The organism is Streptococcus mitis (genome assembly GCF_002005545.1).
In the GTDB taxonomy this organism is placed as follows: Bacteria; Bacillota; Bacilli; order Lactobacillales; family Streptococcaceae; genus Streptococcus; species Streptococcus mitis_I.
In genome coordinates, this window is the sequence record NZ_LBMT01000001.1 from 1,744,772 (window position 1) to 1,760,291 (window position 15,520).

The 15,520-nt window shown below is 38.0% G+C and carries 18 protein-coding genes and 1 pseudogene; 3 read left to right on the forward strand and 16 right to left on the reverse strand.

Going from position 1 to position 15,520, the window contains the following annotated elements; translation table 11 throughout:
• Positions 1 to 17: 17 nt before the first annotated feature.
• From QS39_RS11420 to QS39_RS08860, 5 genes are all read right to left on the reverse strand, one after another.
• Complete coding sequence (locus QS39_RS11420; protein ID WP_257617739.1) at positions 18 to 242, reverse strand: hypothetical protein; 225 nt, start codon at positions 240 to 242, stop codon at positions 18 to 20.
• Between the two features lie 19 nt (positions 243 to 261).
• Positions 262 to 2,259 carry a methionine--tRNA ligase gene (gene metG, locus QS39_RS08845; RefSeq protein ID WP_077805272.1) on the reverse strand — a complete coding sequence of 666 codons (1,998 nt, stop codon included), beginning with the start codon at positions 2,257 to 2,259 and terminating at the stop codon, positions 262 to 264.
• A gap of 123 nt (positions 2,260 to 2,382) precedes the next feature.
• Positions 2,383 to 3,642 (reverse strand): ABC transporter permease, encoded by a 1,260-nt coding sequence (locus QS39_RS08850; protein WP_077805273.1) that lies wholly within the window; start codon positions 3,640 to 3,642, stop codon positions 2,383 to 2,385.
• A gap of 1 nt (position 3,643) precedes the next feature.
• Complete coding sequence (locus QS39_RS08855) at positions 3,644 to 4,345, reverse strand: ABC transporter ATP-binding protein (protein WP_000811469.1); 702 nt, start codon at positions 4,343 to 4,345, stop codon at positions 3,644 to 3,646.
• Positions 4,329 to 5,531 (reverse strand): efflux RND transporter periplasmic adaptor subunit, encoded by a 1,203-nt coding sequence (locus QS39_RS08860; RefSeq protein ID WP_180375051.1) that lies wholly within the window; start codon positions 5,529 to 5,531, stop codon positions 4,329 to 4,331. Before QS39_RS08860 ends, QS39_RS08855 begins: the two co-directional genes overlap by 17 nt.
• Before the next feature lie 289 nt (positions 5,532 to 5,820).
• Here QS39_RS08860 and gor point away from each other — a divergent pair, with 289 nt between their 5' ends.
• The gene (gene gor, locus QS39_RS08865) at positions 5,821 to 7,167 is read left to right on the forward strand and encodes a glutathione-disulfide reductase (protein WP_077805275.1); all 1,347 of its coding nucleotides are present in this window, start codon (positions 5,821 to 5,823) and stop codon (positions 7,165 to 7,167) included.
• 165 nt (positions 7,168 to 7,332) lie between these two features.
• Here the strand turns inward: gor and QS39_RS08870 are convergent, their stop codons facing one another.
• From QS39_RS08870 to QS39_RS11525, 4 genes are all read right to left on the reverse strand, one after another.
• Positions 7,333 to 7,833, reverse strand: coding sequence for a hypothetical protein (locus tag QS39_RS08870; protein ID WP_000721122.1), 501 nt, complete (start codon positions 7,831 to 7,833; stop codon positions 7,333 to 7,335).
• A complete protein-coding gene (locus QS39_RS08875; RefSeq protein ID WP_077805276.1) occupies positions 7,830 to 8,453 on the reverse strand; it encodes an ATP-binding cassette domain-containing protein in 624 nt (207 codons plus the stop codon). Before QS39_RS08875 ends, QS39_RS08870 begins: the two co-directional genes overlap by 4 nt.
• Positions 8,450 to 10,432 carry an ABC transporter permease gene (locus QS39_RS08880; protein WP_077805277.1) on the reverse strand — a complete coding sequence of 661 codons (1,983 nt, stop codon included), beginning with the start codon at positions 10,430 to 10,432 and terminating at the stop codon, positions 8,450 to 8,452. Before QS39_RS08880 ends, QS39_RS08875 begins: the two co-directional genes overlap by 4 nt.
• Positions 10,433 to 10,497: 65 nt before the next feature.
• A complete protein-coding gene (locus QS39_RS11525) occupies positions 10,498 to 10,824 on the reverse strand; it encodes a hypothetical protein (RefSeq protein WP_077805553.1) in 327 nt (108 codons plus the stop codon).
• A gap of 424 nt (positions 10,825 to 11,248) precedes the next feature.
• Between QS39_RS11525 and QS39_RS08890 the strand changes: the two genes are divergently transcribed.
• A complete protein-coding gene (locus QS39_RS08890; RefSeq protein WP_077805278.1) occupies positions 11,249 to 11,785 on the forward strand; it encodes a biotin transporter BioY in 537 nt (178 codons plus the stop codon).
• 53 nt (positions 11,786 to 11,838) lie between these two features.
• Here the strand turns inward: QS39_RS08890 and QS39_RS08895 are convergent, their stop codons facing one another.
• Positions 11,839 to 12,054 (reverse strand): YdbC family protein, encoded by a 216-nt coding sequence (locus tag QS39_RS08895; protein ID WP_049551872.1) that lies wholly within the window; start codon positions 12,052 to 12,054, stop codon positions 11,839 to 11,841.
• Between the two features lie 98 nt (positions 12,055 to 12,152).
• On the opposite strand from QS39_RS08895, the gene QS39_RS08900 reads away from it, so the two are divergent.
• Positions 12,153 to 12,473, forward strand: a complete 321-nt coding sequence (locus tag QS39_RS08900; RefSeq protein WP_001216096.1) for a hypothetical protein — start codon at positions 12,153 to 12,155, stop codon at positions 12,471 to 12,473.
• 30 nt (positions 12,474 to 12,503) lie between these two features.
• Here QS39_RS08900 and QS39_RS08905 read toward each other — a convergent pair whose 3' ends face one another.
• The 6 genes and pseudogenes from QS39_RS08905 to rpsP form a co-directional block, all read right to left on the reverse strand.
• A complete protein-coding gene (locus QS39_RS08905; protein ID WP_001196041.1) occupies positions 12,504 to 12,842 on the reverse strand; it encodes an ATP cone domain-containing protein in 339 nt (112 codons plus the stop codon).
• Between the two features lie 11 nt (positions 12,843 to 12,853).
• Positions 12,854 to 13,573 carry a tRNA (guanosine(37)-N1)-methyltransferase TrmD gene (gene trmD, locus QS39_RS08910; RefSeq protein ID WP_077805279.1) on the reverse strand — a complete coding sequence of 240 codons (720 nt, stop codon included), beginning with the start codon at positions 13,571 to 13,573 and terminating at the stop codon, positions 12,854 to 12,856.
• A complete protein-coding gene (gene rimM / locus QS39_RS08915; RefSeq protein WP_077805280.1) occupies positions 13,563 to 14,081 on the reverse strand; it encodes a ribosome maturation factor RimM in 519 nt (172 codons plus the stop codon). Before rimM ends, trmD begins: the two co-directional genes overlap by 11 nt.
• A gap of 83 nt (positions 14,082 to 14,164) precedes the next feature.
• A pseudogene (locus tag QS39_RS08920) lies at positions 14,165 to 14,458 on the reverse strand (MazG nucleotide pyrophosphohydrolase domain-containing protein); the annotation flags it as partial.
• Positions 14,459 to 14,640: 182 nt separating this feature from the next.
• Entirely contained in the window at positions 14,641 to 14,880 is a 240-nt protein-coding gene (gene kphA, locus QS39_RS08925) for an RNA-binding protein KphA (protein WP_000379617.1), read from the reverse strand.
• 19 nt (positions 14,881 to 14,899) lie between these two features.
• The gene (gene rpsP, locus QS39_RS08930) at positions 14,900 to 15,172 is read right to left on the reverse strand and encodes a 30S ribosomal protein S16 (protein WP_000268760.1); all 273 of its coding nucleotides are present in this window, start codon (positions 15,170 to 15,172) and stop codon (positions 14,900 to 14,902) included.
• Between the last annotated feature and the right edge of the window lie 348 nt (positions 15,173 to 15,520).

Genomic DNA, 15,520 nt, shown 5'->3' on the forward strand with positions numbered 1-15,520 from the left:
ACCACGTCAGCGTCACCTTACCGTATATATATGTAACTGACTTCGTCAGTCTTATCTACTACCTCAAAACGGTGTTTTGAGCTGACTTCGTCAGTTTCATCCACAACCTCAAAACAGTGTTTTGAGCTGACTTCGTCAGTTTCATCTACAACCTCAAAGCAGTGCTTTGAGCAACCTGCGGCTAGTTTCCTAGTTTGCTCTTTGATTTTTATTGAGTGTAAATAAAAAAACAGAACTAGCATGAACTAGTTCTGTCTCTTTTTATCCAATCACACTTCCGTTTGGTACAGCTGGATCAACTGTAAGAAGGGTTAATTTTCCATCATGTTCAGCTGAGAGGATCATCCCTTGGCTGACATATTTTTTCATCATTTTACGAGGTTTGAGGTTAGCAACGATTTGAACTTTCTTGCCGACCAATTCTTGTTCGTTTGGATAGTATTTTGCAATTCCTGAGAGGATTTGACGATCTTCACCATCACCAGCATCCAAGCGGAATTGAAGCAACTTATCTGAACCTTCTACTTTAGACACTTCTTTGACTTCTGCGACACGGATTTCGACCTTGTCAAAGTCTTCAAACTTGATTTCTTCCTTGTTTAGTTTGAGTTCAACTTCGTCTGGGTTCCACTCTTTTTCGACTGCTGGTTTGTTGCCTTCCATTTGTTCCTTGATATAGGCGATTTCTTCTTCCATATCCAGACGTGGGAAGATTGGTGTTCCTTTGGCAACTACCGTTACACCTGCAGGGAAATCAGCCAAGCTCAAGTTTTCAAGGCTTGCTACTTCTTCCAAGCCAAGTTGAGTCAAGACTGCGCGACTGGTCTCCATCATAAATGGCTCAATCAAGTGAGCAACGACACGAAGGCTAGCTGCCAAGTGACTCATGACACTTGCCAATTGGTCACGAAGAGCTTCATCCTTGGCCAAGACCCATGGAGCAGTCTCATCGATGTATTTGTTAGTACGAGAGATAAGAGTCCATACCGCTTCAAGTGCACGTGGGTAGTCAACTGCTTCCATGTGTGTATGGTAATCAGCGATTGATTCAGCAGCTACTTGAGCAAGAACATGGTCAAACTCTGTTACACCTTCTACATAGGCAGGAATTTGTCCATCAAAGTACTTGTTAATCATAGAAACCGTACGGTTGAGGAGGTTTCCAAGGTCATTGGCCAATTCGTAGTTGATACGGCCTACATAGTCTTCAGGAGTGAAGGTTCCATCTGAACCAACTGGAAGGCTACGCATGAGGTAGTAACGAAGTGGATCTAGTCCATAACGCTCTACCAACATTTCAGGGTAAACAACATTCCCTTTAGACTTAGACATCTTACCGTCTTTCATGACAAACCAACCGTGGGCAATCAAACGATCTGGCAATTTGATATCCAACATCATAAGAAGGATTGGCCAGTAAATCGAGTGGAAGCGAAGGATATCTTTTCCTACCATGTGGAAGACAGTTCCATTCCAGAACTTATCAAAGTTACCGTTCTCATCTTGACCGTATCCAAGAGCTGTCGCATAGTTAAGAAGGGCATCAATCCAAACGTAGACAACGTGTTTTGGATTCGATGGTACTGGAACACCCCATGTAAAGGTTGTACGAGATACCGCCAAGTCTTCCAAACCTGGCTCGATGAAGTTGCGAAGCATTTCATTCAGACGACCATCTGGAGTGATAAAGTCAGGATGAGCTTTGAAAAAGTCTACCAAACGATCTTGGTATTTGCTGAGGCGAAGGAAGTATGATTCTTCAGAGACCCATTCCACCTCGTGACCTGATGGAGCGATACCACCAGTTACATTTCCAGCTTCATCACGGAATACTTCTGCAAGCTGGCTTTCTGTAAAGAATTCCTCATCTGAAACTGAATACCAACCAGAGTATTCACCCAAGTAAATATCATCTTGAGCAAGCAAGCGTTCAAAGACCTGTGCGACAACTTTTTCATGGTAGTCATCAGTCGTACGGATAAATTTATCGTATGAGATATCGAGTAATTGCCAGAGTTCTTTGACTCCAACTGCCATTCCATCAACATAAGCTTGAGGTGTGATGCCAGCTTCTTCTGCTTTCTGCTGGATTTTCTGACCATGCTCATCAAGACCTGTCAAATAAAAGACATCGTAGCCCATCAGGCGTTTGTAGCGAGCTAGGACATCACAAGCGATGGTTGTGTAGGCAGATCCGATATGAAGTTTACCAGATGGATAGTAAATCGGCGTTGTAATATAAAAATTCTTTTCAGACATAATTTTTCCTTTCCAGGCAAATGAAACCTGTTTTTCTAACACTTCATTATATCACATTTTTAAGGATTTTCTATAGGGAAATCCATACAAAAACAAGATAGACAAGTGTCCATCTTGTTGATCTTATTCATAACGAAGCGCTTCGATTGGATCAAGTTTCGATGCCTTGTTGGCTGGCAAGACTCCAAAAACGATACCCACACTAGCCGAAACTGCAAGACTAAATAGGGCAACTGGAATTGATACTCCAACTTCTATACCCGCAATCAAACCTTGCAGTAACAAACCTGCTAAGGCAGTTAAACCACTTGCAATTGTCAATCCAATTAATCCACCTAACAAAGTCAAAATCATGGATTCAATCAAAAACTGGATTAAAATATTGGCACGAGTTGCACCCAAAGCCTTACGGAGACCAATCTCACGGGTACGCTCTGTCACCGAAACCAGCATGATGTTCATAACACCAGTTCCTCCAACAAAGAGGGAAATACCTGCAATGGCACTAATAATCGTCGTCATAAAACTAAACGATTGTTGAATTTCTGCGAATGCAGCTGACTCATCTGCTACTTGATATTCTCCCTGTTGCAAGCCAGCAAGCTCTGTCATTTTTCGTGCTAATTCTGGACCCAGAGTTTGAGTCAAGCTTGTGTCATTTACTCGAAAGACAATACTAGCAATTTCATCTACATTAAAATTCGCAGCAAGGGAGATATTTGTGGTAATAGGCAAGCCGCCAAGACCATACATTTTTGAATTTTTAGATTCTGGGCTAGTATAAACACCAATGACTCGATAACTAAAACCATTGACTTCTACAACCTTGTTAATAGCCTCTTGAGGAGATCCAAATAGACTAATGGATAATTCTTCATCAAGCAAAATGACACTTGCAAATTCTTTGAAATCTTGTTCTCTCAGACTACGACCTGCAAGAATTTCATTGTTAACAGCCTCCATATAAGTTCTGTTTCCACCTGTCAAATTGGCATTTTCAACCTTTTTATCTTTATAAGTCAAGATGGCGTTCGTTGAATTGGTTACATAGTAATTATCCACTCCCTTCAATTTGGCTGCCTCCTTGACCCAAGATTCTTGCGGTTTTGGTGGTTCAACATGAACTTCCTCTTCTTTTCCAGAAACCGTAAAAGCTGATTGTTTCTGAGTAAAAGATCCATCTTTACTTTTTTTAGAAGAGAAAAAGACACTGATATTTTTCTGAGATCTGGTCATGTTTTTATTAAGCTGTCGAGACATGGAATCACCCAGAGCCATAATCACAACAACTGATGAAACACCGATAATAATCCCAATCATGGTAAGCAAAGAACGCATCTTGTGAGCCATAATAGATGAAAAGGCAAATTTCAGATTCTGCATCTTAGTTTTCCTCCTTTTCTAACTGAGCACTATCAGATGAAATAACTCCATCACGAATGACAATCTGGCGTTTGGCATAAGCAGCTATTTCAGGCTCATGCGTTACCATGATAATGGTTTTTCCTTCTTTGTTCAAGTCAACCAATAGTTGCATAATTTGATTCCCTGTTTTGGTATCCAAGGCTCCTGTCGGTTCGTCCGCTAGGATAATAGAAGGATTGTTTACCAAGGCACGCGCAATAGCCACACGTTGCTTTTGACCACCAGATAATTCTGAAGGCAAATGATGACTACGTTCTGTCAATTCAACCTTATCTAGATATTCCTCAGCTAACTTGCGCCGTTTTGAAGCCGAAACTCCTGCGTAAATCAAGGGCAATTCTACATTTTGCAGAGCATTAAGTTTGGATAGAAGAAAGAACTGCTGAAAAACAAATCCGATTTGTTGGTTACGGACCTTGGCTAGTTGTTTTTCACCAAGTCCAGCCACTTCTTGACCTTCAAGATAATACTCTCCACTACTTGGTGTATCCAACATGCCAATGGTATTCATGAGAGTGGACTTACCAGAACCAGATGGTCCCATGATGGCAACAAATTCACCCTCATTCACTTCTAGGTTGATATTTTTGAGAACCTGCAGTTCTTGGTCACCATTACGGTAACTCCTGCAGATATTTTTTAGACTAATTAGTTGCTTCATCAGCCTTCACCTCTTTTCCTTCCTCTAGAGAAGACGTTGGGTTACTGATGACCTTGACTCCATTTGTCAGACCTGAAGTGATTTCTTGGTTGTCTGCATCAGCATTGCCCAAACCAACTTCCACTTTCTTGGCCTTTTTCTGCTCGTCAAGCACCCAGACATAGTTCTTATCATTTTCAGTCACAATACTTGTTAGAGGAACCAAAATAGCTTTAGTCTTATTCTTGACCTCAACACTTACTGAGAATCCTTGTTTCAAATCACCGATTTCACTTGTAACATCGATGGTATATGGATATTTAGAACCAGAATTACCACCTGCTGCAGCAGTAGCTGCACTTGCTGCTTCACCATTGTTTTTAGGGTAGTCAGAAATGTAGCTAATCTTACCGGTCCAGCTCTTATCTTGGTAAACTTTAGAAGTAAAGGTTACTTCTTGTCCTACAGAGAGGTTGGCAAGGTTATATTCAGATAGTTCCCCCTTAACTTGCAAGTTTTCATTGCTAACGACATGAACTACCACCTGGCTAGCTCCAGTTGGAGATTTAGAAACATTACGGTTGACTTCGACCACAGTTCCCTCTAGGGTACTGAGAACCGTCATTGCATCCAACTGACTTTGAGCCTTGCTTAATTGCGCTGCTGCATCTGCACGAGCATCACGAGCATCACCTAATTGTGCATCAATAGATGACACTGAATTTCCTGAGACTGGAGTTGGAGTTTGGGCTGCTACACCTTCGCCTCCTGCTGGTACTGGTAACTGGGGAGCTGAAGCAGCTTCATTTCGTGCTTGATTGAGTTCATTGATATGACGATCTGCCTTCGCAACTGCTCGACTCGCTGAATCATAGGCCGCCTGGGCTTCTGAACTACTGTACTTGACTAAAGCCTGCCCTTCACTGACTTTATCACCCACAGAAACAAGGATTTCATCTAAATCACCCTTACTAGCATCAAAATAAACATATTGTTCATTTTTTGCTGTTACTGTCCCTGATAATAAAACAGAGGATGCCACGCTTCCTTCCTTGGCAACAACAAGATGAGTAGCCTCATCTTTTACAGCAGTCTGAGAAGGTTGTCTAAAGAGCAAAATTCCCCCAGCACCCAATACAACCACACTTGCAGCACCGATTGCTGCATACAATTGCCACTTTTTAGCTTTACCATTCTTTTTCATAATGAAACTCCTTTTTGATTTAAAGTTCTTAACAATATTATACAAAAATTATCAATTTGAAACAATAACATTTCAGAACGAAATAATGACATTTCAGGATTTAATTATTGTTCGGAATTTATTTTACAATCGTTGTACTAGTTATATAATACACTTTATTTTTCTTTTTTGCAAGCCTTTTCTTTAATTTTTTTGAACGTAGCAGATTTTTGCAATCACATCAAAAAAAAGATAGAATATGACTATCAAAAAATGACACTCTACTATTTAAAAGAGTATAAAGGAGTTTTCAATGAGAGAATATGATATCATTGCTATCGGTGGAGGTAGCGGAGGAATTGCTACCATGAACCGTGCTGGTGAACACGGAGCCAAAGCGGCCGTTATTGAGGAAAAGAAACTAGGCGGAACATGTGTCAATGTCGGTTGTGTTCCTAAAAAAATCATGTGGTACGGGGCGCAAATCGCTGAGACTTTCCATCAATTTGGAGAAGACTATGGTTTTAAAACTACTGATCTTAACTTTGACTTTGCAACCCTACGTCGCAATCGTGAAGCCTACATCGATCGCGCTCGTTCTTCTTATGATGGCAGTTTTAAACGCAACGGAGTAGACTTGATTGAAGGTCATGCTGAATTTGTAGATTCTCATACTGTCAGCGTAAATGGTGAACTGATTCGAGCTAAACATATCGTGATTGCTACTGGTGCCCATCCAAGTATTCCAAATATTCCTGGTGCTGAGCTAGGTGGCTCTTCTGATGATGTATTTGCCTGGGAAGAATTGCCAGAGTCAGTTGCTATTTTAGGCGCGGGTTATATTGCCGTTGAATTGGCTGGCGTGCTCCACACTTTTGGTGTCAAGACAGACCTCTTTGTTCGCCGCGATCGTCCTTTACGTGGTTTTGATTCTTATATCGTTGAAGGTCTGGTCAAGGAAATGGAAAGAACAAACTTGCCACTTCATACTCACAAAGTCCCTGCCAAGTTAGAAAAAACTGCTGAAGGCATTACCATTCATTTCGAAGATGGTACTAGTCACACAGCTAGCCAAGTTATCTGGGCTACTGGTCGCCGTCCAAACGTTAAGGACTTGCAACTTGAAAAAGCTGGAGTGACTCTGAATGAACGTGGCTTTATCCAAGTAGATGAATACCAAAATACTGTTGTTGAGGGAATCTATGCTCTAGGTGATGTAACAGGCGAAAAAGAACTAACTCCAGTTGCTATCAAGGCTGGACGTACTTTATCTGAACGTCTCTTTAACGGCAAAACAACTGCAAAAATGGACTACACAACTATTCCAACTGTCGTCTTTTCACACCCTGCTATCGGAACTGTTGGCTTGACAGAAGAGCAAGCTATTAAAGAATACGGTCAAGACCAAATCAAGGTTTATAAATCAAGCTTTACTTCTATGTACTCTGCTTGCACTTGCAACCGTCAAGAAACTCGTTTCAAATTGATCACAGCTGGTTCAGAAGAAAAAGTTGTCGGACTTCATGGAATTGGATACGGTGTTGATGAAATGATTCAAGGATTTGCTGTTGCTATCAAAATGGGAGCAACCAAGGCAGACTTTGATGCAACTGTGGCGATTCACCCAACTGCATCTGAAGAATTTGTAACCATGCGTTAATCGAAACAAAAGAAGCAGAGCAAAAAACACTTCTAAATATCAAAAAGCGAGTATTTCCGTAGTTGGAGATACTCGTTTTCTTATGTTTTATTTTATAGTATGTTGAAATAAGATATGCAAAAATCAATTAACAAACCATAACAAAATATAAGGATTATAACACAATCATTTATTCTTTTCTTTAAAAGATTCATATATTTTTTTATATAACTCTTTCATATCTTTTTTCTGAGAATTCAACTCTTCACTACCGTAGTCAAAATTTGCTACTACAAATCCCTCGTCAGCATTAGAAAAAGTAAAAAATTCTATTCCAATGAGTTTATTATGCTTAGAGTCCTCAATAGTGTCTCCTAAATTATTATTAAATTGCTTCACTTCTTCTTCACGAACTCCGAACCCCGCAGCAGCTCCATTTGCAATGATGTTTGAAAATACTTCTTCTGAAGACGCTACTTCTTTCACAGTTATGATATATGTAGCTTCTTCCGTTTCTACTTGTTTCACTTTATTCCATTTTTCTGTATCACTAGAAGAAAGCGTATAGACTATTAACTCCAGTGTTGGTTTATTGGTATTTTCTTTTGTGATCATTTGTTTTCCAAAGAAGAAAATGGCAAGCATTCCAGCTACAAAGATCAAAGCAATATAAATTATCTTTTTCATACATTATCCCCTATATCTTTCATATCAATGATCACATCAACTTCGTTATAGACAGCTGGATCATGCGTCGCTATAATGACATATTTATCTTCATCTCTTTCATTCAATAATAAACGAATAATTTCTTTTCCAATCTCACCATCTAAAGCTCCTGTAGGCTCATCTGCTAAGATAATTTTACGTGGTTTCATTAACATTCTGGCAATAGCTACACGTTGAGCCTGCCCACCAGACAATTCATATATTTTTTGATGTAAATAGTCATTTGACAGTCCTACTTTTTCAAGTACATCAGTTATTGTTTTTTTGTCTTTAGTGATAAGTTTCAAATTATCATATACTGTTTTGTTATCTATTAAAGAATAATTCTGAAATACATATCCAACAGTATTTTTAAAAAAAGTTCTTTCTTTTATCTTCCAAATATCTTGTTTATCAACTAAAACATTCCCACTGTCAATTTTTTCTAATCTTCCTATAATGTTAAGAAGGGTGCTTTTACCAGAGCCAGAACCTCCAATCAATGCATAACTTTTTCCAGATTCAAATATTAAATTTAAGTCTGTAAAGATCTTTTTTGAGCCGAAACTTTTTGAAACGTTCAAAAGGTCAATTGTCATGTTTCATCTCCTTTTAAAATTTTAGTATAGCTTTCAGATAATTTTCTAAAACTCATGATTATTGACAACATCAAAACGAGCAGAGAAGCGAGACCAATATATAGCAACTCTATTTGACCTGTCATAAGAAATGTAAATAGGATAACTATTGTAATAGTCATCATAAAATACTTGAGACTTGAAATTGCTATATATGTTTTTGACAGACCCAAAATAATTTTTTTCACATATTCATTCTGTTTTAGGGCAATATAAAGTTGGACATATTGATAAATGAGTATAAAGACAATACTGTAAATTATCTTCTGCAAAATTTGTGAAAGTAGAATTTGGTGCTCTAAGGACTGGATCTTTAATTTCACAATTTGGTAAACATCTACTGGATTCATTGAAAAATTCAACTGGCTAGCCATTTCATTTATTTTATTTACCGCCTCAGGACTAAAAAGAGACTTATATGTTATATTACTAGCCAAAGAAAACTTGTTGTTTTCAATCATTTTGTCCGTATCTAACACAACAACAATGTTATCTTTACTATCTGCTACACTTGCGATTGGTAAAAACTCTTTCATTTTATGATTATCATCAGCATCTTCATTAAAATAAAAAATTTTTTTCCCATCAGGAATTATTTGTACTGCAATTTCTTCTTTTGTATAGTTTGTTCCAATAAATTGTTCTGCTACAACTGTATTTTCAATAGATTTCTGATTTTCTTTCCATTTCTCAGGAATATAGATGGTTGCTATCTTATTATCTAAAAGATGATAGTTTGTTCCATTCACTTTATTTTGTAGGTTAGCACCTGTTTGATTGATATAAATCAACTCTTTATTTATTTCTGGATTCGTTATTCCGTCATTTTCTAATTGTTTAGAAAAATTTTCCATAACATGTGAAGTTTTCATGAAATCTGGAACATATGCTGAGGATCGATCTATATATAAATAATCTAAGTTTTTTAAGGAAGCAGCTATCTGTAGATACTGACCATCCGAATCATTAACTTCTCCATTTTTAGTAGAGTTACTTTCAATTCCAAGGAACTCAATCCTTCTCCAGTCTTTTACTGTGTCCCATGGTACTAAATTCTGTATCTGAATGTTAATACTGGATTGACTACTCTTTGTTTCTTGTAAAAAAACTCCTGAGATAAGGATAATAATCGAAATAATGGCAAGCCATACGACAAAAATAAGTTTATTTTTTGCCTTGTTTTTAATAATTTCAATAGGCTTTTCAACCTGAATCGTCAACCAAAATAAAACAAAGGTGATGAGATCAATGATTTGAAATAGTATAAAATTCGTTAAAATCAGAGAGAAAAATAACTTAGAACTATAGGTGAAGAAACCATTTCCCAAAAAAGAACTGTAAGAAATCATCAATAAAGCCATCATAATCAGTTCAAAAATAAGAGAAATACCATAATCTCTTCTTAGATCGTATACAGGCAGGCCCAAAGAACGTCGTATCACTCCTTCTTTGATCTGCCTCGTCCTAACAACAAATAAAACAACTAATAAAGTTAAGTAAATTGAACCCATTAACAGTATTCTTAAAGTTCCTGTGAATTGTAATATTCCTCCTATATACCAAGGATAAGCCATATATACTGTTTGTAGTCCAGTCATCGTAAGTGGTTTCAAACTGTCTATATTTATTTTCCCAAGGGTGTAATACATCCCTATTATTGGTGCTGACTTTAATTGCTCATTGTTTTCATCATCGAAATTTACATACTTCAACTGACCAGAACTCTGAACGATTGGCTTGTAAATGGTAACCTTTTCCGTTTTTGATAAGTCACGAACCATTTCGTATATTTCGTTATTAGAAAGATTACTTTTTCCTTGAATAGAAAAAGCACCATCAATTGGTAAAGGTACGGGGGTTTCAGTATCGCTGATAGTGACCAGACCAATTGCAGCGATCAAACAAAAGAAAAATCCAATGATACATAATTTTAATTTCATAAGCACTTACCATATTACAAAAGACCCTATCTTATAATCGGGTCTCTTGTTTTCATAGATTATTTTTAAAATCTATAATAATCCCAATATGCATTTAATCGAATATCGCTCCAAGATTTTGTAGCACTTGAATATGCCCATCCATAATCTTTTTTATCATAAGCTTTAACGGTTCCCCAATAATTCGTTACTGAAGATTTTGAACCAATATTATTTGGAGAACTAACAAAGTAATTTGAATAACCATAGCTATTATCTACACCATACTGCCATACATCAATAATGGGATATGGAGCAGGGTGTGCTGTAGTTGCACTAACAACACTAGCTGCAGTAGCAAAGCCAAAACTTAAAACACTTGCAACTAGAAAAACAGATGCTTTCTTATTAATTCTTTTTTCATTTTACTTCTCCTTGAAGTTAAATATTTGATGAAGATTAAATAATAGTCCCTCCATATTACTTTAATATGAATTGATTATATTTAGGTTTTTAATCACCGTTACGGTATCTAGAGTCGTTAAAATATCTCATAACTAACCCTCTTTTTAAAATTGAACATATCTAGATGTATTCGTTTACATTTGCAATTGTAGTACTTATTTTTTAGTTTGTCAAGTATTTATAGTATATTTTTTTTGATAAAATGGGATTATCTATAAAGGCGATTTTCGAATCAACAAAATAATTATCCAACTTACCCAGTCATCAAAATCGGCCGTTACAGTTTTTGTTACCTTATTTTTAAAAATCGGTTGACAATGATTCTTCTATGAGTATAATAGTTACTATACATCGGAAAAGAGGTTAACTATTTTGAAAAAAGCTCACGTTTATGCCATTCCTGCTATTGGGGCTGCTCTCATTGCTGTTTTGGCACAAATCAGTCTTCCAATTGGACCTGTTCCCTTCACTCTGCAAAACTTTGCAATCGGCTTGATTGCTACTGTCTTTAGACCGAGAGAGGCTGTACTTTCTGTCGGACTCTATCTTCTTCTAGGTGCTATCGGTCTTCCTGTCTTTGCAGGAGGTGGAGCTGGATTGCAGGCGTTGGTTGGTCCTACTGCAGGCTATCTTTGGTTTTATCTTGTCTACTCTGGACTTACTTCTTCCCTAACTAACAGCAAGAGTGGTGTTGTCAAGATTTTTCTTGCAAACCTCTTGGGTGATGCCCTTGTCTTTGTCGGAGGGATTCTCAGCTTGCATTTCCTAGCCGGAATGGCATTTGAAAAAACTCTTGTTGTGGGGGTTCTTCCCTTTATCATTCCAGACCTTGCTAAACTTCTGGCTATTAGTTTTATTAGCCGTCCGCTACTTCAACGCCTTAAAAATCAAGCTTACTTTGCTAACTAAAAAAGGATATCGAGTTGTCATGACTCAATATCCTTTTCTTTCATTTTGAAAACTTAGTTGATTTTAAAGGCATCCACCATTGTTTGAAATTCTTCATTTGAGAGAGTAATTCCCTTACCCATTTTAGTATGATCTGGGCTCCAAGCACGAATATCAAACTTTGCAGGGGCACCATTAAAGCTCACACGGTTGATTTCCTTGGTCCAACCTTTTTCGTTTTCAGAAAGAGTCAACAAGTGCTCTTCAATTTCAAATGTAAATTCTGCCATTTTCTTCTCCTTTTTTAGCTTTCATTTGATTATTCGTAAAATCTTGTAGATTTTAGGAAAATTTTATATAATATTGATATAAAAGAAGGGAGGTCAATATGAGACATAAATTCCAGCAAGTTCTAGATAAAATACATGACTTTTTAAATGGACATGACCAACCTGACCAGACTGAAAGCAACTCCCTTACAGCTACTATTGAAGAGGCTATCCAGAAACAAACCGCTGTTCACCTTATCTTGTCTGAGACAAGCTTTACAGGTGATATCATCAAATACGATCAACAACGCCAGCAAATTATCGTGAAAAATTTTGCCAAAAATGTGACCCGTATTATCCGTATAAGCGATATTCAACGCCTGCGATTTGTCCCTTCAACTGTCCAAACAGCCCAAAAAAATAGATTTAAGAAAGAGTGAGATGTTGTTGCTTCATCCCACTCTTTTTTCTTAGCGAACTTGTTCAAAATGTAAATGAACCGCGATATGATCTCCATAACCACTTCTTTCCAAGTCACGTTGTAGACGATAGGAAATGTAGTGTTCTGCAATGGTAATGTAACCTGCACCCAGCAAACGATGTTCAACCATAGACTGAATCATGCTGATGGTAGCACGTTCCACCTTGGCTTCTTCCAAATCCAAAACCACTTTCTTAGTGACTTGTGCAAGGTTTTGACGCAAATCATCTGTCAATACATAGACAGTCTGGGCTGCTTTTAAGATAGCTTGGTAAATCTTATCTGGATTAAATTCAGCAATTTCTCCATCACGTTTGATTACTTGCATAGGTATCTCCTTTATTCTTTGTTTTCTTTAATTTCTGCCAGCATTTTTTCTTCTTCTGTTGTCAGTTGATAATGTTCAAGCAAATCCGGTCTGCGTTCATAGGTTTTCTTTAAACTCTCATACAGGCGCCACTGACGAATCTTTTCATGGTGACCACTCATCAATACATCTGGTACAACCATACCTCGATAATCATAGGGACGTGTGTACTGAGGATATTCAAGAAGGCCAGAAGAAAAACTATCATCTTGATGGCTAGACTCCTTGCCAATCACTTCTGGAATCAGGCGAACCGTCGCATCAATCATGGTCATGGCCGCCAACTCTCCACCAGTCAGGACATAGTCGCCCAGAGAGATCTCATCTGTCACCAAGGTCTTAATTCGCTCATCATACCCTTCGTAGTGACCGCAGATAAAGATCAGTTCCTCTTCTTTGGCCAAATCCTCAGCATAAGCCTGATCAAACTGCTTGCCAGCTGGGTCTAGGAGAATGACGCGCGGATTTTTCTTTTCAATAGCATCAAAGGCATCGAAAATAGGTTGCGCTCGGAGCAACATCCCCTGACCGCCTCCGTAGGGCTCATCGTCGACATGACGGGCCTTTTCAGCATTTTCTCGAAAATTATGATACTGGATATCCAAGAGCCCTTTTTCACGTGCCTTTCCAACAATTGAGTGCTCCAGTGGAGAAAACATCTCTGGAAAGAGGGTTAAAATATCAATCTTCATCGTCTAACCCTTCTAAAATTTCCACATCGACCCGTTTATTTGGAATATCAACATCGAGAATCACTGGTGGGATATAAGGCAATAACAAATCACGCTTGCCTTTTCGTTTGACCACCCATACATCGTTGGCACCTGGTTGCAGGATTTCCTTGATGGTTCCAATCAAGTTATCACCCTCATAGACTTCCAAACCGATAATCTCGTGATAATAAAATTCACCATCATCTAGGTCATTCAAATCTTCCTCAGCGACCTTGAGACTGTATCCCTTATACTTTTCGATAGCATTGATATGGTACATATCTTTGAATTTAATAATGTCAAAGTTCTTCTGTTTACGGTGGCTAGCGATGGTCACTGTTTGAACAAACTGATTTTTTTCATCAAACAAGGCCAGCTCAGCCCCTTTTTTAAACCGTTCTTCTGCAAAATCTGTCACAGACAAAACTCGCATCTCACCCTGCAACCCCTGCGTATTGACGATTTTCCCAACATTAAAGTAGTTCATCTTGTCTCCCGTAGTCTATTTCTACCCTTTATTTTATCACGTTCCAAGAATTTTCTCAAGTTGGAGGAAGGGGGGCAACATCTCTACTTTCCCTTCAAAAATCCTTCCAAATCACGTTCATGCTGATATTTGATAGCTGCCTTTTTGTCTTTTTCAAAAATGGTCTTGGTTAGATCTATGTCGTTGATGGCCGCAATTGCGACAGTGTAGTGAATAATATCAGCCAGTTCTTTTGCTAGTTCCTCGTTCGAATCTTGAACTCCCTCTTTTCTACCAGAGCGACCATTCAAAACTTCGGCTACTTCTCCGACTTCCTCCACTAGCTTGATAAAGAGACATTCCTCAGTTCGAGACTGCTGATAATGTTCGAGTAATACTCTTCGAAAATCTCTTCAAACCACGTCAGCATCGCCTTACCATACTCAAGTACAGCTTGTGGCTAGCTTCCTAGTTTGCTTTTTAATTTTCATTAAGTATAAGTAGTCTTGTAATTGTCTAAACGTTAAATCCTTCATATCCTACTCCTTGCAAAAAAAGCGAGACATCCGTCCCGCCCTTCTTATTTTTCGTCAATAACGATTCTTACTTTTTTATCTTCAGTTGGGACAGAGTAGACAATCGTTCTTATCGCAGAAATAGTGCGACCCTTACGACCAATTACACGACCCACATCGCTTTGATCAAGATCCAAATGATATTCCAAAAACTCTGGTGTATCTTCAATCTTGATAGTTAAGGCATCTGGTTGTGAAATCAAGGGTTTCACAATCGCAATAATGAGATTTTCAATCGTATCCATCTGTCAACCTACTTTAAACTTATTTTGAGAATTTAGAATCGTGGAATTTCTTCAATACACCTTCTTTTGAAAGGATGTTGCGAACTGTATCTGAAGGTTGAGCTCCATCAGCCAACCATGCAAGAACGCGGTCTTCTTTCAAAGTTACTTGGTTTTCAGCAACAAGTGGGTTGTAAGTTCCAACTGTTTCGATGAAACGTCCGTCACGTGGTGAACGTGAATCTGCTACGTTAATACGGTAGAAAGGTTTTTTCTTAGAACCCATACGAGTCAAACGGATTTTAACTGCCATTTTTAAAGTCTCTTTTCTTATTTTTTATTTCGGTGAAATAGCTGAGCTATTTAGCACATGTTCTATTATAGCAGATTTCTGACAGGTGTCAAGAAAAAAACTTGACAGACTATAAAATTTTTAAACCATTTAGAAATTTGTTAGAAGTAGGAAACAAATGTTTGAAAGAGGCTATCAGTGAATACTATTTTATACTCAATGAAAATCAAAGAGCAAACTAGGAAGCTAGCCGCAGGCTGTACTTGAGTACGGCAAGGCAAAGCTGACGTAGTTTGAATTTGATTTTCGAAGAGTATTAGAAACATTTTATAAAGACCATCAACTCAAACCCATATCGCCTGAACGTGA